The organism is Acinetobacter sp. M5A5_2a, from assembly GCF_053345265.1.
This window is the reverse complement of record NZ_JBKEZV010000011.1, coordinates 172,608-197,258: the sequence shown is the minus strand read 5'-3', so window position 1 is coordinate 197,258 and position 24,651 is coordinate 172,608. Positions and strand designations below refer to the sequence as shown.

At 37.6% G+C, this 24,651-nt stretch carries 20 protein-coding genes; 9 read left to right on the top strand and 11 right to left on the bottom strand.

Translation table 11 applies throughout. The features are described from left to right. Nucleotides 1–218 precede the first annotated feature (218 nt). Nucleotides 219–689: an AnBLUF65 family BLUF photoreceptors gene (locus ACLBWE_RS15780; protein WP_004643428.1), complete on the top strand. Its 471-nt coding sequence runs from the start codon at nucleotides 219–221 to the stop codon at nucleotides 687–689. Here the strand turns inward: ACLBWE_RS15780 and ACLBWE_RS15775 are convergent, their stop codons facing one another. The 6 genes from ACLBWE_RS15775 to ACLBWE_RS15750 form a co-directional block, all read right to left on the bottom strand. Continuing rightward, the gene (locus ACLBWE_RS15775; RefSeq protein WP_447603957.1) at nucleotides 690–1,013 is read right to left on the bottom strand and encodes a hypothetical protein; all 324 of its coding nucleotides are present in this window, start codon (nucleotides 1,011–1,013) and stop codon (nucleotides 690–692) included. A gap of 535 nt (nucleotides 1,014–1,548) precedes the next feature. Next, a complete protein-coding gene (locus ACLBWE_RS15770) occupies nucleotides 1,549–2,154 on the bottom strand; it encodes a LysE family translocator (protein ID WP_447603956.1) in 606 nt (201 codons plus the stop codon). Nucleotides 2,155–2,204: 50 nt separating this feature from the next. Then, nucleotides 2,205–3,038, bottom strand: a complete 834-nt coding sequence (locus ACLBWE_RS15765; protein WP_005039439.1) for an AraC family transcriptional regulator — start codon at nucleotides 3,036–3,038, stop codon at nucleotides 2,205–2,207. A gap of 125 nt (nucleotides 3,039–3,163) precedes the next feature. Next, a complete protein-coding gene (locus tag ACLBWE_RS15760) occupies nucleotides 3,164–4,525 on the bottom strand; it encodes an MATE family efflux transporter (RefSeq protein ID WP_447603963.1) in 1,362 nt (453 codons plus the stop codon). Nucleotides 4,526–5,600: 1,075 nt separating this feature from the next. Beyond that, a complete protein-coding gene (locus ACLBWE_RS15755; RefSeq protein ID WP_045430288.1) occupies nucleotides 5,601–6,881 on the bottom strand; it encodes an OmpP1/FadL family transporter in 1,281 nt (426 codons plus the stop codon). Nucleotides 6,882–7,033: 152 nt separating this feature from the next. Continuing rightward, nucleotides 7,034–8,470: an efflux transporter outer membrane subunit gene (locus ACLBWE_RS15750; RefSeq protein ID WP_447603954.1), complete on the bottom strand. Its 1,437-nt coding sequence runs from the start codon at nucleotides 8,468–8,470 to the stop codon at nucleotides 7,034–7,036. Between the two features lie 127 nt (nucleotides 8,471–8,597). Here ACLBWE_RS15750 and ACLBWE_RS15745 point away from each other — a divergent pair, with 127 nt between their 5' ends. From ACLBWE_RS15745 to ACLBWE_RS15730, 4 genes are all read left to right on the top strand, one after another. After that, nucleotides 8,598–9,218 (top strand): TetR/AcrR family transcriptional regulator, encoded by a 621-nt coding sequence (locus ACLBWE_RS15745; RefSeq protein WP_004643418.1) that lies wholly within the window; start codon nucleotides 8,598–8,600, stop codon nucleotides 9,216–9,218. A gap of 83 nt (nucleotides 9,219–9,301) precedes the next feature. Next, nucleotides 9,302–10,426, top strand: coding sequence for an efflux RND transporter periplasmic adaptor subunit (locus tag ACLBWE_RS15740; RefSeq protein WP_447603952.1), 1,125 nt, complete (start codon nucleotides 9,302–9,304; stop codon nucleotides 10,424–10,426). After that, nucleotides 10,423–13,488 carry an efflux RND transporter permease subunit gene (locus tag ACLBWE_RS15735; RefSeq protein WP_017388017.1) on the top strand — a complete coding sequence of 1,022 codons (3,066 nt, stop codon included), beginning with the start codon at nucleotides 10,423–10,425 and terminating at the stop codon, nucleotides 13,486–13,488. Before ACLBWE_RS15740 ends, ACLBWE_RS15735 begins: the two co-directional genes overlap by 4 nt. A 39-nt stretch (nucleotides 13,489–13,527) precedes the next feature. Next, on the top strand, nucleotides 13,528–14,334 hold the full coding sequence (locus tag ACLBWE_RS15730; RefSeq protein ID WP_017388018.1) for an oxidoreductase: 807 nt from the start codon (nucleotides 13,528–13,530) through the stop codon (nucleotides 14,332–14,334). Between the two features lie 58 nt (nucleotides 14,335–14,392). Here the strand turns inward: ACLBWE_RS15730 and ACLBWE_RS15725 are convergent, their stop codons facing one another. Beyond that, the gene (locus ACLBWE_RS15725) at nucleotides 14,393–14,767 is read right to left on the bottom strand and encodes a winged helix-turn-helix transcriptional regulator (RefSeq protein WP_013197269.1); all 375 of its coding nucleotides are present in this window, start codon (nucleotides 14,765–14,767) and stop codon (nucleotides 14,393–14,395) included. A gap of 109 nt (nucleotides 14,768–14,876) precedes the next feature. Here ACLBWE_RS15725 and ACLBWE_RS15720 point away from each other — a divergent pair, with 109 nt between their 5' ends. After that, a complete protein-coding gene (locus tag ACLBWE_RS15720) occupies nucleotides 14,877–15,626 on the top strand; it encodes an NADPH-dependent F420 reductase (RefSeq protein ID WP_205468818.1) in 750 nt (249 codons plus the stop codon). Between the two features lie 124 nt (nucleotides 15,627–15,750). On the opposite strand, the gene ACLBWE_RS15715 is transcribed toward ACLBWE_RS15720, so the two are convergent. Together ACLBWE_RS15715 and ACLBWE_RS15710 are read right to left on the bottom strand one after the other, a co-directional pair. Beyond that, on the bottom strand, nucleotides 15,751–16,224 hold the full coding sequence (locus tag ACLBWE_RS15715) for a hypothetical protein (RefSeq protein WP_017392012.1): 474 nt from the start codon (nucleotides 16,222–16,224) through the stop codon (nucleotides 15,751–15,753). Nucleotides 16,225–16,342: 118 nt separating this feature from the next. Continuing rightward, nucleotides 16,343–17,428, bottom strand: coding sequence for a hypothetical protein (locus ACLBWE_RS15710; protein WP_080027454.1), 1,086 nt, complete (start codon nucleotides 17,426–17,428; stop codon nucleotides 16,343–16,345). Nucleotides 17,429–17,670: 242 nt separating this feature from the next. Here ACLBWE_RS15710 and ACLBWE_RS15705 point away from each other — a divergent pair, with 242 nt between their 5' ends. Further along, nucleotides 17,671–18,294, top strand: coding sequence for a TetR/AcrR family transcriptional regulator (locus tag ACLBWE_RS15705; protein WP_080027453.1), 624 nt, complete (start codon nucleotides 17,671–17,673; stop codon nucleotides 18,292–18,294). Nucleotides 18,295–18,310: 16 nt separating this feature from the next. On the opposite strand, the gene ACLBWE_RS15700 is transcribed toward ACLBWE_RS15705, so the two are convergent. Next, the gene (locus tag ACLBWE_RS15700; RefSeq protein WP_205468820.1) at nucleotides 18,311–19,330 is read right to left on the bottom strand and encodes an AraC family transcriptional regulator; all 1,020 of its coding nucleotides are present in this window, start codon (nucleotides 19,328–19,330) and stop codon (nucleotides 18,311–18,313) included. A gap of 107 nt (nucleotides 19,331–19,437) precedes the next feature. Between ACLBWE_RS15700 and ACLBWE_RS15695 the strand changes: the two genes are divergently transcribed. Further along, complete coding sequence (locus tag ACLBWE_RS15695; protein WP_447603946.1) at nucleotides 19,438–21,678, top strand: fatty acid desaturase; 2,241 nt, start codon at nucleotides 19,438–19,440, stop codon at nucleotides 21,676–21,678. Nucleotides 21,679–21,792: 114 nt separating this feature from the next. Here ACLBWE_RS15695 and ACLBWE_RS15690 read toward each other — a convergent pair whose 3' ends face one another. Then, nucleotides 21,793–22,944: an alpha/beta fold hydrolase gene (locus ACLBWE_RS15690; RefSeq protein ID WP_017392017.1), complete on the bottom strand. Its 1,152-nt coding sequence runs from the start codon at nucleotides 22,942–22,944 to the stop codon at nucleotides 21,793–21,795. Between the two features lie 360 nt (nucleotides 22,945–23,304). Here ACLBWE_RS15690 and gltS point away from each other — a divergent pair, with 360 nt between their 5' ends. Next, nucleotides 23,305–24,540 carry a sodium/glutamate symporter gene (gene gltS / locus ACLBWE_RS15685; RefSeq protein WP_003650798.1) on the top strand — a complete coding sequence of 412 codons (1,236 nt, stop codon included), beginning with the start codon at nucleotides 23,305–23,307 and terminating at the stop codon, nucleotides 24,538–24,540. The last annotated feature ends 111 nt before the right edge of the window (nucleotides 24,541–24,651 follow it).

The window sequence follows — 24,651 nt, the reverse complement described above, 5'->3', positions numbered from 1 at the left end:
CTTATCTCTTATCTCTTATCTCTTATCTCTTATCTCTTATCTCTTATCTCTTATCTCTTATCTCTTATCTCTTATCTCTTATCTCTTATCTCTTATCTTTAAAATTAGCCATTTGTTTAATGCTTAGCATAGAGAAGAAATATAAATTATCAGGAATAGATATATGCTAGATTGAAGAATCTTTAGATAAAGAAATTTTATATTTCACGGAATTGTTAATGAACGTTCGACTGTGTTATGCCAGCCAACGAAACGAAAAAAATGAAGATTTACTGCAAGATTTACGTGATATCCTGACAGAAGCTCGAAATTTCAATGACTTGAATCAAATTTGTGGCGTGCTCTATTATGCTGATAATGCTTTCTTTCAATGCCTAGAAGGTGAACAAGAGTTAGTCGAGCGATTATTTGAAAAAATTAAAAATGATCAAAGACACTACAATGTTAAATGGCTATGTACATATTCCATTGAGAAGAATTCTTTTCAGCGTTGGTCGATGAAATATGTACAGCGTAATACAAATATTGAATCTTTCTTTTTAAGTATGGGAGAAACTAGTTTTAACCCCATTCGTCTTGATGAGCAGAATTTAAAAATTTTCTTAAATGAATTATCAATTGCTGAGCAAAGCAAAATTAATACTGTTAAGAAAGTAGGAATGGTTAAGCGTGGGGTGAACCCTTTCTAGCTATTTGGCTATCACCGCAATATGGATAGTCTTGAGTTTAGGAATTATTTTAGTCATAACAAGATAGACAATAACTGAACTTGCGAGCATTAATACCACTTCTAAACTTTGGCTAATAACAAACATTGCCCAGTAAAAAAAGCTAAATAAGGCGAGACATAGTCCGCTACCTTTGAAATACCAAGTAATAAATATTCCAAAAAGTGCAGAAGAAAGCAGAAGGTTGGTTGTCTCGTTCATTCCTAGGTAGTTAAAGAAAATAATCAGTAAGCATAAAGCTAACATTGATAGTAAATATACAAATATATTTTTTGCAATAAACATTTTCTATATCCTATCTGATGACCAAAAAAGTTATCTTTCCTCTGTTTCCAGAGGAAAGATAGTACATATTAATTTTTTGAGATTCTTTTTCTATTATTAGGAGTTTTTATATTAATAAAGATAATGTTACCGATTTTCCAGATCTCTTCATTAATATTCAGCTTTCTATTTAATAGTAAAGAGTGCTTATATGTACTGAAATTAATTATAGGAAAAACAACTGGTTATGTTGTAGGTTTTAACTTGCATGGTTGTGAGAAATTGCCTACATTTGTTTGAAAAATAGACAAAATTTACAGAATAATATTTAATATATATTTATATTTAACAATGGCTTATTTGGTTTTGTTGTTAGGTTGTTTTTTACATAAATAACAAAAAGTAACATGTGTTTTAGGGAGCATGTTTCTCAAAATAAAAAATATTAGGTCATTAAATGAGTATTCATTAAAAAGTTATTTTATGAAATTATAAGAATAAGTAGTTTTTAATATAGAAAATTAATAATAAAAATTTATATGACCTAATTTATACATTAAAAAGTAGATAGGACTGGCAACCATACAGAGATGAGTAGTGTTAGCGCCATCATTTTATTAAAAATGTTCATATGCTTTGTTTGTGAAAATAATCGATTGCTTAGCCTACCCGCTAAGGCCCACATGTAAAGGCAAGGAATAGCTATAACGAAAAAAATGAAGGATAAAATTGAGACATTTATCCAGATATCTTGCCCTTGTTTTGTGTAGACACTAATCACTGCAAAAGCCATCATCCATGTTTTAGGATTAATTGCTTGCATAAAAAAGCCAGTAATGAAACCAATCGGACCTTTTTCTTTGTCTTGTTCGAAATGAATAATTGGGTTGTAGTTATATAATTTCCAAGCCAACGAGGTTAGCCAGATTAAACCAATCACTGTCATTATTTTTTGAATAATTGGGTAAGCCAGAAGGGTTGAACCCAGCCCAATGCCAACGATGAGCACAAGTAGGGCAGCCCCGATACAAGAACCTAAAATGACAGGAAACGTTTTAGAAATTTTATAACGGCTACTTAGATTTAAAATTATAAAATTAGTTGGACCGGGAGTAATTGAGGCAACAATAGCAAATAATGAAAATGCAGTGAGGTTTTCCATCTTGTCTACTTGAGTTAATAGGGAGAGATAAGATGAAATAATTAAGGTTTTTAATCTTGAAGATTTGTGCAGATTTTTCTATAGGCCGCAGGTGTTAAACCATAGCAGCGCTTAAACCAGCGACTTAAATGACTTTGGTCAGCAAAGCATAAATCTGAAGCAACTTGTGCAGGAGATATGCTTCTGGCGAGTAAATCACGCGCTCGTGTAAGTCTGAGTTGAATGAGATATTGATGAGGTGCTAAGTGAAAAGTTGCTTTAAAAATGCGGTGAATATGGTATCTGTCTAAGCCTATCATGCGAGCGATATCTTCAAGCCCTATATCTTCAAATAGATGATCATGCAGAATATCTCTGATTTGGTATGCGATTCGAGGCGTGTGAGTACAAGACGATTGGTGAGCTTTCTTTAACCATTTTCCTTGTGCGATATGATGAATAAGTAGGTCTAGACTATTATCTTTGACAATATTCATTTCTTTATAGTGCAGATGCTGGAATGCTTGAGAAGTAATAATAGCCAGCTGTTCATCTGACTTTAATGGTGCATCAATCACTAACTCGTAGTGATCAGGGCTATTATGAAATAAACCTTGGATACGTTGTTTCAACCAGTCTGGATGTAGGTAGAGCATTTGGTAGGTAAAGCCATCAGACGCAGGAGCATGTCCATCATGGATTTCTTCTGGTTCAAGCATAAAGACTTGTCCCGCATGACTATTGATTTGCTTTTTACGACAATGAAATTGTTGAATGCCGGATTCAGTTACACCAATTAAATAGCTCGAATGCCAGTGGGGATCATAAGCATGACCAGTAAAATGGGCACGGATTGTTTCAATACCTGTATTGGTATCTTTTGAAATATCCACCCAGTTACCCATAAGAATCCACCCATAAATTTTTAAGTTTTGCCCTTAGAACGGTACAAAAGAGGTGAGTATAGTTCTAGAAGATTTGTGCAAAATCTTTAAGAAAATTGAGCAATTTTTTTGAACTCAATGCAATTTTATCTATGGATAAAATTTGCCAAGCAAGACACCAAACCAAATATCAAAGCACTCAGGCCAATAACTTGAAAGAAAGTTGATAAACTTGCATCAAAATATAGAACAGCGATACTTCCGATAATAGCTACAATAATCATTCTGATGGTACCAGCTAAGATAGGGCCTAATAATCGTTTTGAACCTTGGCCTGCAAAATAAAGAGCCATACCTATACCTATTGCTCCGTAAAAAGGCGCAACATGCTGCAAGTAATTTGTTCCAGTCTGAAGGACAGATGGATCATGACTGAAAAAACCAAGCCAAATGGAAGGGAAAATACTAAAGAAAAGTCCTATTGAGCCAGTGATAAGGAATGTAATAAAAACCCCGATCCATGTGATACGACGTGCTCTTTGAAATTGCCCAGCTCCATAATTAATACCTACCATGGTCATGATTGCTGAGCCGATACCGAACATAAGCGGAACTTGCACGTAGTCTAGTCGGGAAGCAATACCGTACCCCGCGATTGCATCAGAACCAAATTGACCAACTAAGGTTGTTACAATCACAACAGTTAAATTGAGTTGAATTATTCCAATAGCGGATAGTGAGCCAATACCAAGAATATCTTTGAAGAACTGAAAGTTGATAGGCTTGATCGATAATTTGATAATGCTATGCGTTGTTCGCATGTGCCTAATTAAGCATATGATGGCAAAAATATAATAACTTAAGACAGCGAGCCCAGCTCCAGCTACACCCAATGAGGGAATGAATCCCCAACCAAAAATGAAAATAGGTGATAGGGGTAAAAGTAGTACTCCACCTAGAAGCGTTATGCGGGCCGGAGTTTTTGTATCACCTGCACCACGTAATGCGGCTGAGAGTAGGGCTACAGCCCATATAAGGGGGGAACTTATAAAAATAATATTGGAATATTTTAGGGCTGCATCTAAAGCTAAGCCAGTAACGCCCATTAAGTGATATATCATCTGGGCTGAGGTGAGCATAACAATACTAAAAACACCTCCCAAAATGCCAGCAAGAATTACACCATGCCAGACAAGGGATTGGGCATCTTCTGATCGACCTGCTCCAGAAGCCCGAGCAATTGCTGAAGCTAGTCCTCCACCAAATCCACCATTCGCTAGCATTTGCATGAGCATAAGAATTGGGAACACTACGGCTACACCAGCTATTACATCAGTTCCTAGAGAGCTAACAAAATATGTTTCTAGTAATCCAATCAGGGTTTGTACGAGTAGAACAGCTATGGTGGGTAACGCCAGTTTTAGCATTACTTGGGGAATTGGTCCGTTTAAGATCGCATGATTTAAATCATGTGTATTTAACGGCTGGCGTACTGATTGTTCCCGCATAATAATTCTCGCTTTATAAACTGCTACAGCAGCAAGGGCTGAATCAGTTTGTACCTGTACTTTTCTATCCGTGAATTGCAAAGCATTAGCTCATATTGGTAAGACAACGAGAGTTTTAGACAATATATTTATCCAATGTTTTGAATAATTATTAATAGTGACTATATTATTATATGGTCACTATTTGTCAATAATAAATAGGTGAGTTAAACTGTCATTTTCAAAAAAAGGTCAAATAAAAAATATGAATCGGGAAAAGAGTAGTTATCTTCTCCCGACGGGAGGACCAGAAGATCATGAGGTAAGAGATCAAATCCTAAGTTCTGCTACAGAGCACTTCAGTCGCTATGATTATGAGAAAACTACAGTTTCTAGTTTTGCAAAATCTATAGATTCTTCTAAGCTTATTTATATAATTTAATTAATTTATGTTTTTTAATCAGTAATTTATTGCGAGATAAGAAGACAAAAAATTATTGCACGAAATGATGCAAGAACGATGTGGTTTTGTTTGTTTTAAAAGAAAGAATTGAGTTTTTAAAGCAGTCAAAGTGACTTTCCTAGTGATCAACTTATTTATATCCATTATTTTGTAATAGAGAATTAATCATCAATGCGAATGTACTAAGGCTACTTTTTGATCTTGTATTAAGAAATTTATCGCCTTAATCGGTTTGTGACTTATTATTGATTTGGTTATTTTTAAATAGTTTCTTAAAAATTTTACAGGACGTTGGTTCTAATATGCTTTAGTGCCTTATTCCATTTACTACAATATATTTAATTCGATTATTTTCATTAAGTTGTGCTGATAATACTAAACAATACACAAATGACCCATGCGCTTTCACTGATAATATATAAGTAGGATTGGAGAGTCTTAAATACATAAATCTAAAGATTTCTAAGGCCAAGAATTAAAGCAATTAATAAGCAGGACAAAACCGTGAAAGAACAAAGAATAAATTTAATAGACTGAGACCTGTACGTTACAGAACTCAGTCTAAAAAGCCGTTAAATCAAGCCAACTAACTTTTGGGCTCAGGTCATCTAAATGTTTTTTTAATATCAATCATTAGAACTTATAGCCCATTTTTAATCCATATGCGATAGCATGATTATCTTTAAACTCCGCAACATAATTTGGTGTATTAAATTGCGCACTAGTTTGTAAGTTGGCATCACCTAACCAGAAATATTTTACCCCACCTGAAATGAACGTTTGTGGTGTTGGGCTGAATTGAGCACCTAAGCCAAGATTCCAATATCCTTCTGTCGGCCCTAATGCAGTCACAAGGTTACCTGCCCCAGAATCCCAACCTACAGAAATATTTCCTGTCCATTGGTCATTTAATTTACGGCCTATACCAATATTTGCTGACCATTGGTCATCACTATAGGCAGCTAGATCAAATCCATTTGGTTTGCCAACTGAGGGGCCTGCGATTTCTGAAGCTACACCGAATGCATAAGGGCGGATTGTGAAATCTTTCCAGTTCACCCAGCGCGCATTTGCAAATGCAACTGTATTCGCCATGATACCTGTTTGAAAATCTAGATTAACAGATTGAGGCGTAGTAATTTTTGTTTGCTCCAAGCCATTATTCATATTAATAAAAGTGCCAATATTTTGCCCTAATGTTGCAATAGAGCTCTCATTAATTGTCATTTCATGATCAATTTCAGAGCGGTAAGTAACAGATGCTTTTAATGCAATTTCTGGAATTTGATATGCAATACCAACCAACCAGCCAACACCGTCAGTTTCTTTAATGTTGAGATTATATCCACCAAAGCTGTTATTCCCACCAAATGCTAAGCCACGAAATTGAGCATCACCTTCAATTGTTTGGTAAACGGGACCTGCATAAAAATTAAAATTTTCATTTGGTTGGTAGCCAAGCAACATTGAAATACTTTGGGTTTTTACTTCAACTTCCAGTGACTCTGTACCATTGTGAAATAGTCCTAAGCCACCTGCAGCAGCTGATGCTGGGTCAGAGAGCGAGTAAGTAACATCTGCGCCAAATGGTCGGTCATAAATTAGACCAAAAGAGAAGTTGTCTGTTACTTGTAGTTTTAGCGCAGCGCTAGGGGAGTAATAATCATCCCCCATGTCACTAATATTTGTATTTTGTAAACCAATCACGCTTGGTGGAGTTGCATTTGGTGAATATTCATTACGCACTTTACCTGAAACGTTTGGATCTAATATAGAAATACCCGCTTCAAAGTAATTACCTGGTTGCAAGAATGCAGAGATAGACTGACCTGAGCGGTCTAGAGATGCAGCCAAGGTCTCCGTCATTGGTAAAGTTACTAAAATAATTACTGTACTGAATGTTTTAAATTTCATTTGTGTCTTTCCTTGAAGTGAAAATATTTGTCGGACATTTTGTGTTTATGTTTCCTAGAGAATTTGGTTAATCGAAATGAAATCATTGCTCCTGTAGGTATGAGGTTAATCCACCATCTCATTCAGTGATTTTAAATTTTTGAAATTTCATATTAATAATCATTGGGTTGCCAGCCGCCACCCAGTGATTTATAAATTGCTACAGCAGCAAGGGCTGAATCGGTTTGTGCCTGTACTTTTCTATCTGTGAATTGCAAAGTATTTGAATCTGCTTGTAATACTTCTATTCGACTGTTAATTCCTTTTTGATAGGCAATTAAAGCGATTTTCTGTGCATGGTGTAGCGCATTTTCACCATCTTGAAGTGCTACAAGTTGTTCTTGTCGTTTAGATAAAGTTGATAATGAGTTCTCTACATCTTCCGCTGCATGTAAGACGGCTAATTGGTAGGCTGCAAGCTTTTCGGCTTCTTGTCCCTTAGCTAAGCGAATTTCTGCATTAATTCGACCAAAATCAAATAAACGCCAACGTAAGCCTAATAAGCCAGCAGCCTGATTGGCTCCACTTGAAAATAAGTTTCCACTTGCTGTGGTTGCGCTACCTATCAAACCGCCTAAAGAAACCTTTGGGTAATATTCTGCAATCGCACTGCCAATACGTGCATTTGAAGCTGCCAGTTGCCTTTCAGCCATGATGAGATCTGGTCGTCTACGTAAAAGATCGCGGGGTGTTCCTGTTTCTGTAATGTTAGGAATAACTGGAATTGGTTTTAGTTCTGTTAGTTCTGCTCGGTGAGTTCCTGGTACGGTTCCAAGCATGACGTCGAGTGCATTCATGGCAATGTCTAGATTCATTCCAAGTGCGGGAACTACAGCTTGAACTTGAGCAACATTCGCTTTAGCTTGTTTGACCTGAAATTCAGATGCCAATCCTTTGCTATATAAAAGTTGAATAATTGAAAGAAGTTTTTGTTGCGTTTGTAATTGTTGCTGGGCAATGTCTAATCGAGATTGTAATCCTCGAATATTAATATAAAGATTTGCTGTTTGCGCTGCGACCATTAAGCGAACTGCTGATGCTCCTGCATTCGAAGCCTGATAGTTTGCTAGAGCACTTTCACGGTCTCTTCGAAGGCCTCCGAAAATATCTAATTCCCAAGTGGCACTTAGGTTTGCCTCATAAGAACTACCATGTCGGTCAAAATTAGGTATTGAATTTAAAACTTGCCCCAGTGGAGTTTCAACGGATTGGTAAGCTTTAGCTGCTTGTGCGTCAACAGTACCTATTGGGCGTAAAGAAGCATTGACTGCCGATAAGCCTGCCTGAGCTTGAGTCACACGGGTATATGCTTGGGTCAGATCCAGATTTTGTTTTAATGCTAATGTGACATATCGAGTAAGTTGAGGGTCATTAAAACTTTTCCACCATACTTCAATATCTGCTTTGGTTTCGTCACTTGGTGACTTTAAGCGAGCGCCAAGATATTGCTCGGGTAGAGATATACTAGGACGTTTATAATTAGGACCTACGGTACAAGCAGCAAGAATGCTGGTGAGTATTGGTAGGAGAACGATAGATCTAGATAACATATTTTCCCCAAGGCGAGATTTTGAACAATGGCTTAATTGTGACTATAATACAATTTAGTCACTTGTTGTCAATATCAGGGGTCAAGAGTTAAACTACAACTTTCACACAAAGGTTTAAATTGAAAATATGAGTAAAGAAAAAAGTAGTTATCCTGTTTCAAAGCGAGGACCGGAAGATCATGAGGTAAGGGACCAAATCGTGGTTGCTGCTACAGAGCATTTCAGCCGCTATGGTTATGAGAAAACTACAGTTTCTGATCTTGCAAAATCTATAGGCTTTTCTAAAGCTTATATTTATAAATTTTTTGAATCTAAACAGGCAATTGGCGAGATGATTTGTGCCAATTGTTTACGTGAAATTGAAGATGAAGTTAATGCTGCCATTCAAGAAGCTGAATATCCTGCTGAAAAATTGAGAGTACTTTTTAAAGTAATTGTGGAAGGGAGCCTTCGTTTATTTTCTCAAGATCGTAAGCTCTATGAAATTGCAGTTTCTGCAGCCTCTGAGAAATGGGATGCTACGGTTGCTTATGAAAATCGAATTCTTAAAGTATTACAAAATATTATTCAAGAAGGTCGTCAAACTGGTGATTTTGAAAGAAAAACACCAATTGATGAAGCAGTTAAAGCTATTTATTTAGTTATGAGACCTTATCTACATCCATTACTTTTACAACATAGCATTTCATATAACGCTGATGCTCCAGTGTTGCTTTCTAGTCTTGTACTGAGAAGTTTATCGCCATAATAAATTTGTGACTATTGACTAAATTGGTCACTTGATTAAAAATGAGTCTCCTGATTAATTTCTTCAAGGGGGGGGACTCTAATATGCGTTATCGTCGCCTTATTCCATTTGCTGCAATATATTTATTTCCTTTTTTCTTGCTAGGTTGTGCTGAAAATACACAATCTGACCCCCGTACTTCGGCACCATTGGTACGAGTCGCAACTGTGCAAGAAGAAATTACTTCTGACTCAAGAGCATTTACAGGCACGATAGGCGCACGGGTAGAAAGTGATCTTGGTTTTCGTGTCTCTGGCAAAGTAATCAAACGGTTTGTTGAAGCCGGTCAGACGGTAAAACGCGGACAGTTACTGATGCGTATTGATCCGGTTGATTTAGAACTTGCTGCCAAAGCTCAGCAAGAAGCTGTAGGCGCAGCCAAAGCACGTGCTGAACAAGCAGAAAAAGACGAAGCTCGATATCGTGATTTGCGTGGAAGTGGTGCTATATCTGCTTCCGCCTATGATCAGATTAAGGCAGCAGCAGATACGGCGAGAGCACAACTAAGTTCAACGCAAGCTCAAGCTAAAGTCGCATTAAACGCCAGTCACTATGCCGACTTAATAGCCGATGGTGATGGCACAATTATGGAAACACTGGTTGAACCGGGGCAAGTTGTAAGCGCGGGTCAAACAGTAATTCGTTTAGCTCATTCTGGTCAAAGAGAAGCAGTTATTCAGCTTCCCGAGACTTTACGCCCTGCAATAGGAGCTATTGGTCAAGCCACTCTCTTTGGTAAAGAAAATATCAGTGTCCCAGCTAAGCTTAGACAGTTATCAAATACAGCAGATCAGCTCACTCGTACTTTTGAAGCACGTTTTGTATTAGACGGAGATTTGGCAAACGCTCCTTTAGGTTCAACCGTTACTGTACGTATTGGAGCTCAAAATCAGAGTTCACAACATTTTTTACAAGTACCGATTGGTTCACTACTTGATAAAGGAAAGGGAGCAGGAGTATGGGTAATTAATGGAAAAACTCAGAAAGTAACGTGGCGTTCTGTTGTTGTAAAACAGGTTGATGATGAATATGCGTATGTAACTGGCAATATTCAGAGTGGAGATCAAATTGTTGCTCTAGGTGCACATTTACTTCGAGAAGGCGAGTTAGTCCGTATTGCATCACAGGCAAATAATCCTTCAATTGGAAATGAAGGAGGACACTCATGAGTGAGAAAGGTTTTAACCTGTCAGCTCTTGCTGTTCGTGAACGGGGTATCACTCTATTCCTGATTTTTCTAATTTCAATTGCAGGCATTGTTGCATTTTTTAAGTTAGGTCGAGCTGAAGACCCAGCCTTTACAGTTAAGGTCATGACCATTGTGACTGCTTGGCCCGGTGCAACTGCCCAAGAAATGCAAGATCAAGTTGCTGAAAAAATCGAAAAACGGATGCAGGAGCTGCGTTGGTATGATCGAACAGAAACCTATACAAGGCCTGGGCTAGCTTTTACGACACTAACCTTACTTGATAGCACACCTCCATCTCAAGTTCAGGAGGAGTTTTATCAAGCGAGGAAGAAAGCAAATGATGAAATGAGCAATTTACCTTCAGGGGTAATTGGGCCACTTGTTAATGATGAATATGCGGATGTGACTTTTACTTTATATGCTTTGAAGGCAAAAAATGAAGCACAAAGATTGTTGGTGCGTGATGCAGAAACAATTAGACAGCAGCTACTTCATGTCCCGGGGGTCAAAAAGGTCAATATTATTGGCGAGCAACCTGAACGTATCTATATTGAATTTTCACATGAGCGCTTAGCAACACTAGGCGTAAATCCACAAGATGTGTTTGCTGCACTTAATAATCAGAATGTACTTACTCCAGCTGGTTCTATTGAGACCAAAGGTCCTCAAGTTTTTGTCAGATTGGATGGTGCTTTTGATAAGTTACAAAAAATTCGAGACACACCTATAACTGCTCAAGGTCGTACCTTGAAATTGTCAGATATTGCGACTGTTAAACGTGGTTATGAAGATCCTGCAACATTCATTATTCGTAATGATGGAGAACCTGCTTTATTGCTAGGTGTAGTCATGCGTGAAGGGTGGAATGGATTAGATCTTGGTAAAGCATTAGAGAACGAAGTTGGCTCAATCAATCAAGATTTACCCCTTGGTATCAGCTTAAATAAGGTGACCGATCAAGCGGTAAATATTAGCTCGTCGGTAAATGAGTTCATGATTAAGTTCTTTGCAGCATTACTTGTGGTGATGTTTGTAAGCTTTATCAGCATGGGATGGCGAGTTGGACTTGTTGTTGCTATGGCTGTACCACTCACATTGGCTATTGTTTTTGTGGCGATGTTGGCAACGGGCAAAAACTTTGACCGAATTACACTGGGCTCTCTTATTCTTGCCTTAGGACTCTTGGTAGATGATGCCATTATTGCCATTGAAATGATGGTCGTCAAAATGGAGGAGGGCTTTAGTCGAATAGCTGCATCTGCTTATGCATGGAGCCATACCGCAGCACCTATGCTTTCTGGAACATTAGTCACAGCTGTTGGATTTATGCCAAATGGCTTTGCCCGATCTACGGCTGGTGAATATACCAGCAATATGTTTTGGATTGTCGGCATAGCTCTTATTGCTTCATGGATTGTTGCAGTCGTTTTTACACCTTATTTAGGTGTGAAGATGTTACCTGATTTTAAAAAAGTCGAAGGTGGACACCATGCAATTTATGACACACCACGATATAACCGTTTCCGTCAAATTCTTGAACGTGTGATTGCGCGTAAATGGCTTGTTGCTGGTAGTGTTATCGGATTATTTGTTTTGGCAATAGGTGGAATGACATTGGTGAAAAAACAATTTTTCCCAATCTCTGACCGACCTGAAGTACTTGTTGAAGTACAAATGCCTTACGGTACATCGATTACGCAAACTAGCGCTGCTACAGCCAAAGTTGAAGCTTGGTTATCTAAGCAAAATGAAGCAAAGATTGTGACATCGTATATTGGTCAAGGCGCTCCTCGGTTTTATTTATCCATGGGACCTGAGTTACCAGACCCATCCTTTGCCAAGATTGTGATACGAACTGACAACCAAGAAGAACGGGAAGCCTTAAAACATCGCTTAAGACAAGCTGTTTCGAATGGGCTTGCTTCTGAGGCGCAGGTGCGTGTTACACAACTGGTCTTTGGGCCATATTCACCCTATCCAGTGGCTTACCGTGTGACAGGGCCAGACCCAGAAAAATTGCGTGTAATTGCAGCACAGGTTCAGCATGTTATGAATGCTAGCCCAATGATGAGAACTGTAAATACCGATTGGGGAACTCGTACACCAGCCCTTCATTTCACATTACAGCAAGATCGTCTACAAGCAGTTGGTCTCACCTCAGCTTCAGTGGCACAGCAACTACAATTTTTGTTAACAGGTATTCCGATAACATCTGTGCGCGAAGATATTCGTACAGTACAAGTTGTTGCTCGTTCTGCGGGTGATATAAGACTGGATCCTGCAAAAATTGGTGATTTCACACTCACTGGGGCAAATGGACAACGTATTCCTCTGTCACAAATTGGCAAGATTGAAGTACGGATGGAAGAGCCTGTTATACGCCGTCGAGATCGCGTACCAACAATAACCGTTCGTGGAGATATTGCTGAAGGATTGCAACCACCAGATGTATCTACAGCAATTACCAAACAGCTTCAGTCAGTTATAAAAAATCTACCGAAGGGCTATCGCATCGTTGAAGCGGGTTCTATTGAAGAGTCGGGTAAAGCCACTAAAGCTATGCTTCCTATTTTCCCGATCATGTTGGCAATGACTTTGCTCATTATCATTCTTCAGGTGAGATCTATAGCTGCAATGATTATGGTGTTTCTAACCAGCCCGTTGGGATTAATCGGTGTGGTACCGACGCTTCTATTATTCCAGCAGCCTTTTGGTATCAATGCCTTGGTTGGGTTGATTGCATTGTCTGGAATTTTAATGCGAAACACACTCATCTTGATTGGTCAAATTCAGCAAAACAAACAAGCTGGGCTCGATCCGTTGGATGCCGTTGTGGAGGCGACAGTACAACGTGCCAGACCCGTCATATTAACGGCTTTGGCTGCTATTTTGGCTTTTATTCCTCTGACTCATTCGGTGTTTTGGGGAACGCTAGCTTATACATTGATTGGTGGAACACTGGCTGGAACCATTTTAACTTTGGTTTTCTTGCCGGCTATGTACTCAATCTGGTTCAAAATCAGAGTCAAACCAACAGCTTAACTATCAGATTCTTAAGTTTAAAAATTATTCGGAGTTCATATGTCAAACTCACAAGTAGTGGTAATTACCGGTGTTTCATCAGGAATTGGTCAAGCCACAGCAGAAAAATTTGCTAAAAAAGGCCATAAAGTATTTGGAACAGTCAGAAATAAAGTCAAAGCCCAACCTATAGAAGGGGTTGAGCTCATTGAAATGGATGTGTCTGATGAGGACTCTGTCCAACTTGGGATTCATTCTATTATTGATAAGGCTGGGCGTATTGATATCTTAATTAATAATGCTGGGGCAAGCCTGACTGGGGCAATAGAAGAGACCTCTATAAAAGAAGCAGAATTTTTATTTAATACGAATGTATTTAGTATTCTCCGTACGATACAAGCGGTATTGCCATATATGCGAATACAACATTATGGAAGAATCATAAATATTAGCTCGGTATTGGGTTTTCTCCCTTCACCTTATATGGGGGTATATTCTGCAACTAAACATGCAGTTGAAGGATTATCCGAATCTTTAGATCACGAGCTTCGTCAATTTGGGATTCGCGTGACATTGGTGCAACCTTCTTTCACCAAAACCAATCTAGATAAAAACGCACCTGTAGTAAGTTCTAAAATTCCTGAATATGACAATGAACGTAATTTAGCTGCACAGGCCATATCGAATCAGATTAATCATGGATCCCAATCGGATGCTGTTGCAGATACGATCGTTACAGCGGCATTGAATGATTGGCAAATGCGTCGTACACCATCTGGACAAGCGTCTTTGTTAAGTAAGTTACGTCGTTTCATGCCAAGTGGCCCTGTTGATAAGAGCATTAGAAAGACTTTTGGGTTGAAATAACTTATTCATTATTTTTAATATAATAAAATCTAAGCATAAATTTTATGCTTAGATTTTATTACTTTGAGTCGCTATTTAATTTTTGATTTTTAAATTCTGCCCATTCAATAAGTGCTTCCATTGAAGGACCAAGTGCTAATCCTATTTCACTAAGCTCATATTCAACTTTAGGGGGAACTTGTGGATAAACAGTACGTTTAATAATCCCATCTTGTTCTAATTGTTTAAGCTGCTGAATCAACATTTTCTGATTAACACCTTCGATAAGTTTTTCTAATGCAGAGAAACGTAGGGGTTGTTTAGCTGCAAAAAGTTGACAAAGGATAATTATTTTCCATTTTCCTTCAATAGCTTTAAGGGCTTCAGAGGTGATTTTTGCCCATACTATCCGCTGTTGAGGATCTTCACAATTCCAGTCACGTGCTGCTTTCATACTTACCTTTTAGGAATATACTTACTTTTTTGTGTGTACTTCCTATTATCTCAGCTTGTCTTTAAACTTAAAAGTGTTAACTGTATTAAATTTCTCAAAAGGCTGATATATGAAAATAGGTATTGTTGGAGTTGGTAATATTGGAAAGACCCTTGCACGTCTTTTAAAGGAAGCAGGTCATACTATATATGTTGCGAATTCTAGAGGTGTGGACGGGGTAAGAAAAATTGCGGATGAAATAAACGTAGAAGCAGTCGATATATATGGAGCTGTTAATTCTTCAGATGTTATTATTTTATCAATTCCTTTCCCAGCTATAAAAGAATTACCAACAGATTTATTTTACTCAGCAGCTACAGACAAAGTAATTATAGATACCAGTAATTATTATCCTGATTTCCGTGATCCGCATATTAAAGAAATTGATGATGGAATGACAGAAAGTGTTTGGGTATCCAAGCAGATTAATCGTCCTGTTATTAAAGCTTTTAATAATATTTTAGCTTATTCACTTGCAGAATTAGGCCAAGTTGAAGGAAGTAAAAATAGATTAGCGATAGCTGTTGCTGGAGATAGTGTACCTTCAAAAGATGTTGTTATGAGCCTTGTTAATGACATAGGTTTTGACCCTGTAGATGCCGGTAGTTTGGAGGATTCTTGGAGACAACAACCATGTACGCCAGCATATTGCTGTGATTATGATCAGCAAATGATGAGGAAAGGACTCGCTATTGCTCAAAAAGGAGAGGCCCAAAAAAAGCGTGATCGTTTACCTGAACTCTTCTCAAGCTTAGGGGCTAATCCAACGCATCAGGATATTGTTCAAATGAATCGAGATTTAAATCCAATACTCGATTAACTTTTAAAGATTATTTTCTAAAACTTAATTTTAAAAATATAAAGGGCTTATTTTTTATAATTATTAAATAAGCCTAATTGTTTGAATTAATAAAAATTCTCTATTTAATGGAGTCTGGTGGTAACTATCTAAGAATTAAAAATTTATTGGTGGTAAAGTTTTGAATAAATAAAGATTTTTTAAGAGGGCAGATTAATGCTTTTCGATTCATGATTCCATAAATTAAATATACATATTCTTGTGATGAACCAACTAATGCAAAAAGTTGATCTTGCTGATCAATACCAATAAGAATTTCATTGGTTAATTTTAACATATCAAAAGGTGAGGCGTTTTTCTTGGCCTCAACAGATATATTGAAATTTTCAAAAGTTTTCTTGATATCAAGTAATGAATAATAGAAATTTTGCTGATTTCGTTGAGCTTGCAAATAAACAGCAATACGTTCTATATCTATTGGTTTATTGTGTTTTGCAGCAACTGCTGAAGCAAGAATAAAAGAAATATTTGAAGCATTTGAGTCTATTGAGCCCACTTTAAGTTTAGAAATAGAACTCTGGATATTATCAGGTATATGTTTGACGGAAGCTGAGCACATATTTATTGACCTATAGACTGTGGTAGCTTGGGATGTATTCAGCCCTGCTAATAGTGGTATGAAAACCATGAGTTGTTTTAATTTAAGCGTCATATAAAAGCTTGTATAAAGTTTTTACTTAGCAAAACTTTAAGTTCCCGTAGCAGTTTTTGATGCCTATCTGTCCAGAGTCAATAGGATTAATAATTAACTCTCGACCCACTAATCCTCCTAATGCCTCGCCAAGTCCTACATCAATCCGCTGTTGTGTTTCGATATCCGTGAGTAAAACTTTAGGTAAGGAAAGCCACCATCCAGGTTGAGCAGCTACAGTATTTTCGAAGCTACCAGAACTTATTTTTTGCCACTGGATAGCTTGTTTTTGTAAGGATAGTGATGTGTCACTAGTAGGAATTGTTCCTGCTGCATCTTGGGCTAGTAAAATTTCATGGAAACCAGACAGAGGATAATCTTTTAATGTGGCATTACTGAGAGTTAAACCTAAAGGTAGATCTAAGATACCTAATAGTTTTAGTGGACCAGTTTTAGCGACTACATTATCCAGCGTTGCTGTTGTAGAGCGGTTAAGAATAAGCGGTTTGTTATAATCATTAATATGTGCTTCTGTAGTGATTAATCCATTTTCAATCACTACATTCTTCAGAACAGTATTCGTAAGTGTTAAATTCAAATCACCAGATAAAGAGTTAATTCCTCCTGTGTCATCAGCTAATGTTGTTAAATCTGTATTTGATCCCAATCCAAGTTTGCCTAATATGCCTAATGCCCCAAGTCGAAAGCCAACAATTTCTCGAGTAGAAGCACTGTTCGGCGATTTGATAGCAAACTCGATAAAAGGATTAGTAATAACGGCATCTGATCCTGCATAGCTACCATTTACGGGGAGGACACCTGCTAAACTAATATTTTCAATATCAATGTCACAACCCACTCCTTTAGTCCCACCGCAACCTAACTGTAAACTTTTAATATTTGCATTTAACTCTACTTGTGCTTCCATTCCGAGACGATAAAAACCTACATCTGTATTTGGATTACCATTTTGATTAGCTGCAATATTGGTTAGATTAAATAATGCTTGACCAGTTACACCAGATAAACTCTTATCATCTAAGAGGTTGAGTTCTGCTTTTACAAGTGAACTGACCAACATCAATGGTATTGTAAATAACAAAGCCTGTTTTATACTTCTAAAATTGTTCATATCAGTTCCTTTGCTTAAAGATGATTTAGCTCAAAGGAAAGTTTGCATTTCTTTATAAGCTCAATACTCTTTTGTTTTCATAGGCCTAGTATTATTAATGTCCTTTCCTAGGCAATATGGATATTTATAAGCAGCTCTATTGAACGGGAATTATGATTTGCTCTTTTGTGTGAATTAAACAACAATAAAGCATAATGTGTTCGGTGCACACATTATGCTTATAATATGTGCGCGGTGTCAACATGTCTTCTATACAATCTCAAAAATCAAATTATCATCATGGAAATGTGCGTGAAGAATTATTAGATGCAGGATTAGCCCACCTAAAAAATAGTGATGCCGAGAGCCTTAGTTTTCGAGAAATGGCGAGACAAATTGGGGTAAGCGGAAATGCGGTATACCGGCATTTCGAAAATAAAGAGAGCTTTTTAGCAGCATTGGCAGCCAAAGGATTTAAGCTCTTGCAAGAGGAGCAAAGCCAAACGTTGCAAGATGCTAATTCTCAGCCAGAGGCGTTAAAATTATTTGGTTTAGCCTATATTAACTTTGCAAAAAATAATCGAAATCTCTTTGCCTTGATGTTTAATCCTGACTTACAAAAGAATGAAGCACTTGAGTTAAAAGAGGCAGTGGGTAATACATATACTCAGTTACATCAATTAACTGCTTCAATATTGGGTGTGGATGAAAATGACGCTCAAGTTGAAGTATTAGCAATGTTGAGTTGTAGCCTTGTACATGGTCTATCTCATCTTTTATTAGAAGGGCGTTTGGCTGAATCAGAAGAAAAAGCGAATAATTTAGTCTTATTAATTATGAATTATGCTACGAGTTTGCTTACTGGAGCTGGCGTGGATAAGCATTAAAATATTAAATATAAATTTATTTTTGCCACCTAAAATTTCGGGGAGAAATGCCTTTCCAACGTTTAAAGGCTCTGGAAAATGCTGAAACTTCGGAATAGCCCAACTGAATGGCAACTTCTTCAACTGTTAAATTGGTGGTTTTAAGTAAGTCTTCGGCTAAGTCTTTACGAATGTCATCTATAAGCTGTTCATAGGTAACTCCTTCAATTGCGAGATGACGTTGTAATGTTCTGAGGTTGACCTGAAGATGGGCTGCCATTTCATCAATTCTGGGCATTTGTGAGGGTTGTTGGAGTAAAATTTTTCTGACCTTTTGGCTATAGCTGCCTAGAGAACTTCTTCGCGTCCAAAGTTGTTGGCATTCTTCTTCATATCGTGCACGAATAAATGAGTCTGCTTGAGGTAATGGTAAATCAAGCAAACTGCTTTCAAAGATAATACAGCTACGTGGTTGATTAAATTGAATTGGATATCCCGTTAATTCGGGAAATTTATCGGCATACACAGGTGCAGGTAAAGCAATATTAATGCTCATTACAGGAAACTGTATAGGCAAGACATCTCGTTGAATTGATATAACAGTTATAAGATCTCTTTCAACCAGAAAACACGCTAAGTCATCAGGTAATTGACTATGATCAAAAATCAGTAATGTATGTATATCTTCCTGAATAACTTCTAAATTGCAAAAAATGGAACTAAGTTGAAAGTATCGCATAGCAAAATGTAAGGCTTCTTTCATTGTCTGACTACTAAGAATGGCAAAACCCCATGCACCAAATGTGGTTGTATGGTGCCTTAGACCTGCTTCTATACTCAAGGGAAGTGTAGGATCTAGTAGTTTAAGTAAGTTTCGAATAACTAAAAATTCTTGTTCTGCTTTTACCTCAAAGTTAGGTTGCGACAAATCATCCAAAGAAATATGCGTGTTTTCTATACAACTTTCAGGTGTTAAACCATGTTGCTGACCTATCATAAGCAATATGCGAATAGCACTGATACTGCGAGGAAAATCCCAATATAATTGTATAGACATGCTTTATGTGTCATGAAATGTCAAGTTTGGTAGTATAAAGTCATTCTGCTAATGTTCAAAACTTTATATCTTTTCGGATAGGATCAAATCCGATAGGGATATATAAAATGCTAAATAATAAAGACGGCAAGCACGAAAGTTTAACGGCAGCTTTAAAAGCTTTATATGATCAAACTAAAGCAAAAGTTGGTGATGCAGACCTAGAACATATCAGAAATGTTGCCGCTTACTCTCAAGCTATTAAAGCGCGTAGTAATGAGTTGATCCAACAAGGTGGAAAACGTAATGCCATAATGCGTGGCGCGATATTAGGTGCATTGCATACATTACTTGAGTTTTCTGAACTTGGTCATAACATCATGCATGGTAGTTATGATCATTTGCCAAATGCAGGGTCTTTCCATTCTGAACGTTGGGTTTGGAATTTTATGGTGGATCCTTATGAATGGCGTGTGATGCATCATCAAAATCACCATCCTTTTACTAATATTGTTGGCGTAGACCATGATTTGGGATATTCCTTTTTACGCATTAAACCAGGTCAGCCATGGTATGGTCACCATACTTTGCAACTTCCACTGTTGTGGGTTTTATTATTAACAACACCTAATCTTGTATTTTCTCTTTTTACTGGAGCATCAGCCGCTAAAACAGAAGGGCGTAAAGTACTTAGTCGAACAACCATTGAACAAACCTTAAAACTGACAAAAAAATATATTGCCCAGCATTTTTGGAAAGATCCTCTTTCGGTTTCTCCTCATCGGATATTGCCGACATTTTTTGGAAATTATCTGAGTACAGTTTTGGGATATGATTTGACGGTTGCAGTCTTATTTCTGGAACACCATTCACCCAATGTTGAGTTATTTAGTGACCCAGGATTGAGTGAAACAGAAGAAGAATATTTTCGCCGTCAAATTTTAGCAACAAGTAATTTTACGCCTTATGCCCAACTTGATAATTATTTTAAAACATTGTTGGAAGAGGAAGTTAAATTCGATAATCCACCTAAATTTGATGTGTTTTATGGTGGATTGGACACCCACTTAGAGCATCATTTGTTTCCAGACTTACCATGTAATCGTCAAAGAGAAATCCAGCCCTTTGTTAAGGAAATCTGTTTGCAGCATGGCTTACCTTACAATGTTATGTCTCTTGAAGATGTTGTGCCAGATATGATGGTCAATGTACTCAAATTGGCGAGCCCTGTAGGCGAGCAAGAAAGAGGAAATTTTTTTAAAATACTAAAAAATCCTAAGGAGTTATTACGTCGAGTTGTATATGGAGCCCGATATAAACTGCCAGATAATATGACGTATTTAAATAAGCCTCGTTTTTATAATGTACCTGTTAAGGTCCTCGCTGTTTTTCCGCAAGCAGGAAATCAGGCATTAATGATACGTTTTGAAAAACCTCAAGGATGGGAGGGCGTAACTTGGGAAGCTGGTGCATTTATTTCCGTACGGGTTGACGTCGAAGATGAAAGTCTGGTTCGACAATATAGTTTGTTAAGAGACAGTCACGAGGCTGCTAATTGTTTGGAAATTGCCGTCAAACGTGTAGAGGGCGGACGTGTTTCGAATTATATCAATGATCATATTAAGAAAAATTCACATATGATTTTGGTAGGAGTACCGCAGGCCTCTCCCGATTTTGTTCTGAAAGAAGTACCTAAACAGATCGTTTTCCTTGCGGGTGGTGTCGGTATTACACCAATTTTGAGTATGTTACGTAAGGCACGACGTGAAGCTCCACATAGCCAAGTTAAGTTACTTTATTTTAACCGTAATGAGAGATCTATTATTTTTGAACAAGAATTACGTGAAGTTGCCAACTTATCTGGTTTTGATGTGCATTTTATATGTAATGAGATAGACCCTAATTATCCAATTTCAGGGCAAATGTATCAGGCGAAACTAAGTGCTGAATTACTAGCTAAAGTTGTTCCCGATATAACAGCACATGAAGTGTATGTTTGTGCTCCACCAGGATTTATTACTGCCTCAAAATCTATGTTACTGGATTTAGGATTACCTGAAATACAATTTCATACAGAGAGTTTTACCCCTCCGGTAGTAGAGCACCCAACTGATGGTAAAGATCATGTTATCCACTTTGCACGGAGTGGTATTGAGATTGTGGTTGATGGCGGGACAACGCTATTAGACGCTGCACGTTTGGCTGGCGTTAATATTCCATCGGGATGTGAAAGAGGGTTATGCCGTGCTTGTGTCTGTAATAAGCTACAAGGTGTTACTACTTTAGATCAATATAAGGCACAACCAGATTTACGAATTACCACCTGCAACAGTTTGCCTCGTTCGGATAAGTTAGTACTGGATATTTAACATCTTTGAATATGGAATTATTAATTTTTACTTTAAAGCTTAAGACTTAATCACCACAATAATAAAAACCAGCGTAAGGCTTGCTACGCTGGTTCCCAATATTGTTTAAACGAACTAACCTGAACGCTCAACTAACCAAGTACTTATTTCAGGCCAAACCGCCGTAGGTGCTTGGCTTCCTGAAACGACACCCATGTGTCCACCCGGTACGACCTTAAACGTTTTATCTTGGCTGCTAATTAAATCCATGAGTGGCTTAACAGCATCAGCGGTCACAATAATGTCCGTACTACCCCCCAGTGCTAACACCGAACATTCAATATCTTTTAAATAGGCTGTAAGTTCACCGAATTTCACTACACCGTTGGATAATTCATTATCAATCCAGAAACGAAGGATGATGTCGCGCATGACTCCACCCGGATACGCCAGCATGTTATCGATAAATGAACTAGAAGTTGCGTGGTCAATAATAAATTCTCGGTTATCGAGATTTTTAAAAAGTTCCCAATACGTTTTTAGATTTCCAATCGGGTCAGTTAATTTAAAGCCTAGTGTGTTTTGCCATCCATGAATATGAAATGCCTTACTTGGCACATGGTGGCGAATACGAAACGGCGTATGTTTGCGAACCCATTGGGCAGGTTTGGTTAAGCTGCCATAGAGTTTGCCCATATAACCAGCTTTATGCGTATCGATAGGGGAAGCTAAAATAATTAGGTTTTTAATATCTTTGTCTTTAAATAATGCGGTATAGCAGAGTGACAGTGCACCGCCTAAACTCCAGCCATGTAAAGAAAGCTGTTGCTGACCACTGTGCAAGCGGACCTGCTTTAACATTTCAGGCATAAAGACTTTAATGTAGGTGCCGAAATTGTATTTTGCTTGGTGTCGGGTGGGCACGCCCCAGTCAATCAGATATACATCAAAACCTTGTGCTAAAAAGAAACGTACAAAACTGCGAGTAGGAAACAAATCATAAATGAGCATGTTGACTGCTAGCGGCGGAACGATAACTAACGGTACACGGTGTTTAGGTGTAGAGGTATTCGTCTCATTTCTATAATGCCGTAAGCTAATAATTTCATGCTTATAAATCACGTCAAAGGGCGTTTTTCCTGACAAGGCAATTTGAGGACCTCTAAAAAATAGATCCGATGCATTGATCAGCATGTGAGGTATTTTTTGACCAGCACGTGTCTGAAGAGATTTTTTAATGGACTGTAGCTGTGGAACGTTCTGACGAACTTTAAGCAATAAACTCATTGAACATAAAACCTATAAAGATGTTGCCCAGAACAATAACGAGCTGGTCTTTTAAGGATATTAAAGGGAATGAGAGCTAAGTTCAGTGACTTAAAAGACAGGATTTTTTGCTTAAGGTATCAAGGGGTAATTATTTTTAATTAAGAGTATTTTGGACTAGATTATTGAAATTAAATAATTAACTTAAATGTATGGGGTAATTTTGTATAAAATATTTAAAAATTTAAGTTTTTCTTAAGAATCGTGAAAATTGATTGCTAGGGTAATTTTGTAAAGTTTATTTGTGTTTTTTTTACATATTAAAAAATAAAATATAATTATTTTACAATCCGTTAGGAATGTAATTAGAAAGTAGTATATATGGAATTTGTTTTTAATGGTTTTTATACACTAATTTCGGCGGTCATCGTTCTATTATTGGGCCGCTTTCTTGTTAATCGAATTGATTTTTTAAAACGCTACAATATTCCCGAACCTGTAGCAGGCGGTTTGGTTGCTGCGGTCGTCTCGCTACTTGTCCATACCATATGGGGATATAGCATTGTTTTTAGTAGCGAATTACAAACCAGCTTTATGCTCGTATTCTTTGCTTCTATTGGTTTAAGTGCCAATTTTATGAAGCTTAAAGAAGGCGGTATGGCTTTGGTTATCTTCTTAGTCTGTGTAGCATCTTTCATTGTGGTGCAAAATGCGGTAGGCATGAGTCTTGCGACGTTGCTCGGTCTTGACCCACTCATTGGCTTAATTGCCGGTTCTATTACCTTAACAGGTGGTCATGGTACTGCTGGAGCTTGGGGTGAAATTTTAGAAACTCAGCATGGTATTCAGGGTGCTTTAGCTTTAGGGATGGCGAGTGCGACTTTTGGTTTAATTATTGGTGGTGTGATTGGTGGCCCATTAGCAAAATTGCTTATCAATCGTTATAGCCTTGCTCAACCAAAAACTAATGCTGAAATCCAACAGCGTGATGGTCATGTTGAACAAAATTCTGATGATCTTGCGCCGTTTGAAAACCCTCATCAAGTTCGTTTAATTACAGCCGACAATGCAATTACTACATTGGGTATGTTCGCAGCGTGTTTGGCATTTGCTGAATTTATGACAGGCTTTAGTAAGGGAACTTGGTTTGAGTTACCAACCTTCGTTTGGGCGCTGGGTGGCGGTGTAATTTTAAGAAACATCTTAGAAAGTGTCTTAAAAATTGATATTTTTGACCGTGCGATTGATGTTTTTGGTAATGCATCATTATCACTTTATTTAGCAATGGCACTGCTTTCTTTAAAGCTTTGGCAACTTGCAGATTTGGCTGGGCCACTTGTGGTGATTTTAGGTGCTCAAACCATTACGATGGCATTATATGCTGCTTTTGTGACCTTCCGTGTGATGGGTAAAAACTATGATGCAGCAGTCTTGTCAGCAGGGCATTGTGGTTTTGGTATGGGTGCAACGCCAACAGCAGTTGCAAATATGCAGGCCATTACGAACATGTATGGACCATCGCATAAGGCATTTTTAATTGTTCCGCTTTGTGGCGCATTCTTTGTCGATTTAATTAATGCAACGGTCATTCAGCTCATGTTGAAATTCGTTGTTTAATTAAAAAAAGCCCGTCAGGGCTTTTTTTATGGATTCTTTTTCTCAAAACTAATAATCGCCCTTAAACATAGTTTCACATAGAATAAATTGCAGATAAATAAAATGAGAAAT

Bases quoted from the DNA above. Each gene is read 5' to 3' on its own strand.
- ACLBWE_RS15780 (WP_004643428.1), top strand. From the start codon at position 219: ATGAACGTTCGACTGTGTTATGCCAGCCAACGAAACGAAAAAAATGAA.
- ACLBWE_RS15775 (WP_447603957.1), bottom strand. From the start codon at position 1,013: ATGTTTATTGCAAAAAATATATTTGTATATTTACTATCAATGTTAGCT.
- ACLBWE_RS15770 (WP_447603956.1), bottom strand. From the start codon at position 2,154: ATGGAAAACCTCACTGCATTTTCATTATTTGCTATTGTTGCCTCAATT.
- ACLBWE_RS15765 (WP_005039439.1), bottom strand. From the start codon at position 3,038: ATGGGTAACTGGGTGGATATTTCAAAAGATACCAATACAGGTATTGAA.
- ACLBWE_RS15760 (WP_447603963.1), bottom strand. From the start codon at position 4,525: ATGCGGGAACAATCAGTACGCCAGCCGTTAAATACACATGATTTAAAT.
- ACLBWE_RS15755 (WP_045430288.1), bottom strand. From the start codon at position 6,881: ATGAAATTTAAAACATTCAGTACAGTAATTATTTTAGTAACTTTACCA.
- ACLBWE_RS15750 (WP_447603954.1), bottom strand. From the start codon at position 8,470: ATGTTATCTAGATCTATCGTTCTCCTACCAATACTCACCAGCATTCTT.
- ACLBWE_RS15745 (WP_004643418.1), top strand. From the start codon at position 8,598: ATGAGTAAAGAAAAAAGTAGTTATCCTGTTTCAAAGCGAGGACCGGAA.
- ACLBWE_RS15740 (WP_447603952.1), top strand. From the start codon at position 9,302: ATGCGTTATCGTCGCCTTATTCCATTTGCTGCAATATATTTATTTCCT.
- ACLBWE_RS15735 (WP_017388017.1), top strand. From the start codon at position 10,423: ATGAGTGAGAAAGGTTTTAACCTGTCAGCTCTTGCTGTTCGTGAACGG.
- ACLBWE_RS15730 (WP_017388018.1), top strand. From the start codon at position 13,528: ATGTCAAACTCACAAGTAGTGGTAATTACCGGTGTTTCATCAGGAATT.
- ACLBWE_RS15725 (WP_013197269.1), bottom strand. From the start codon at position 14,767: ATGAAAGCAGCACGTGACTGGAATTGTGAAGATCCTCAACAGCGGATA.
- ACLBWE_RS15720 (WP_205468818.1), top strand. From the start codon at position 14,877: ATGAAAATAGGTATTGTTGGAGTTGGTAATATTGGAAAGACCCTTGCA.
- ACLBWE_RS15715 (WP_017392012.1), bottom strand. From the start codon at position 16,224: ATGTGCTCAGCTTCCGTCAAACATATACCTGATAATATCCAGAGTTCT.
- ACLBWE_RS15710 (WP_080027454.1), bottom strand. From the start codon at position 17,428: ATGAACAATTTTAGAAGTATAAAACAGGCTTTGTTATTTACAATACCA.
- ACLBWE_RS15705 (WP_080027453.1), top strand. From the start codon at position 17,671: ATGTCTTCTATACAATCTCAAAAATCAAATTATCATCATGGAAATGTG.
- ACLBWE_RS15700 (WP_205468820.1), bottom strand. From the start codon at position 19,330: ATGTCTATACAATTATATTGGGATTTTCCTCGCAGTATCAGTGCTATT.
- ACLBWE_RS15695 (WP_447603946.1), top strand. From the start codon at position 19,438: ATGCTAAATAATAAAGACGGCAAGCACGAAAGTTTAACGGCAGCTTTA.
- ACLBWE_RS15690 (WP_017392017.1), bottom strand. From the start codon at position 22,944: ATGAGTTTATTGCTTAAAGTTCGTCAGAACGTTCCACAGCTACAGTCC.
- gltS (WP_003650798.1), top strand. From the start codon at position 23,305: ATGGAATTTGTTTTTAATGGTTTTTATACACTAATTTCGGCGGTCATC.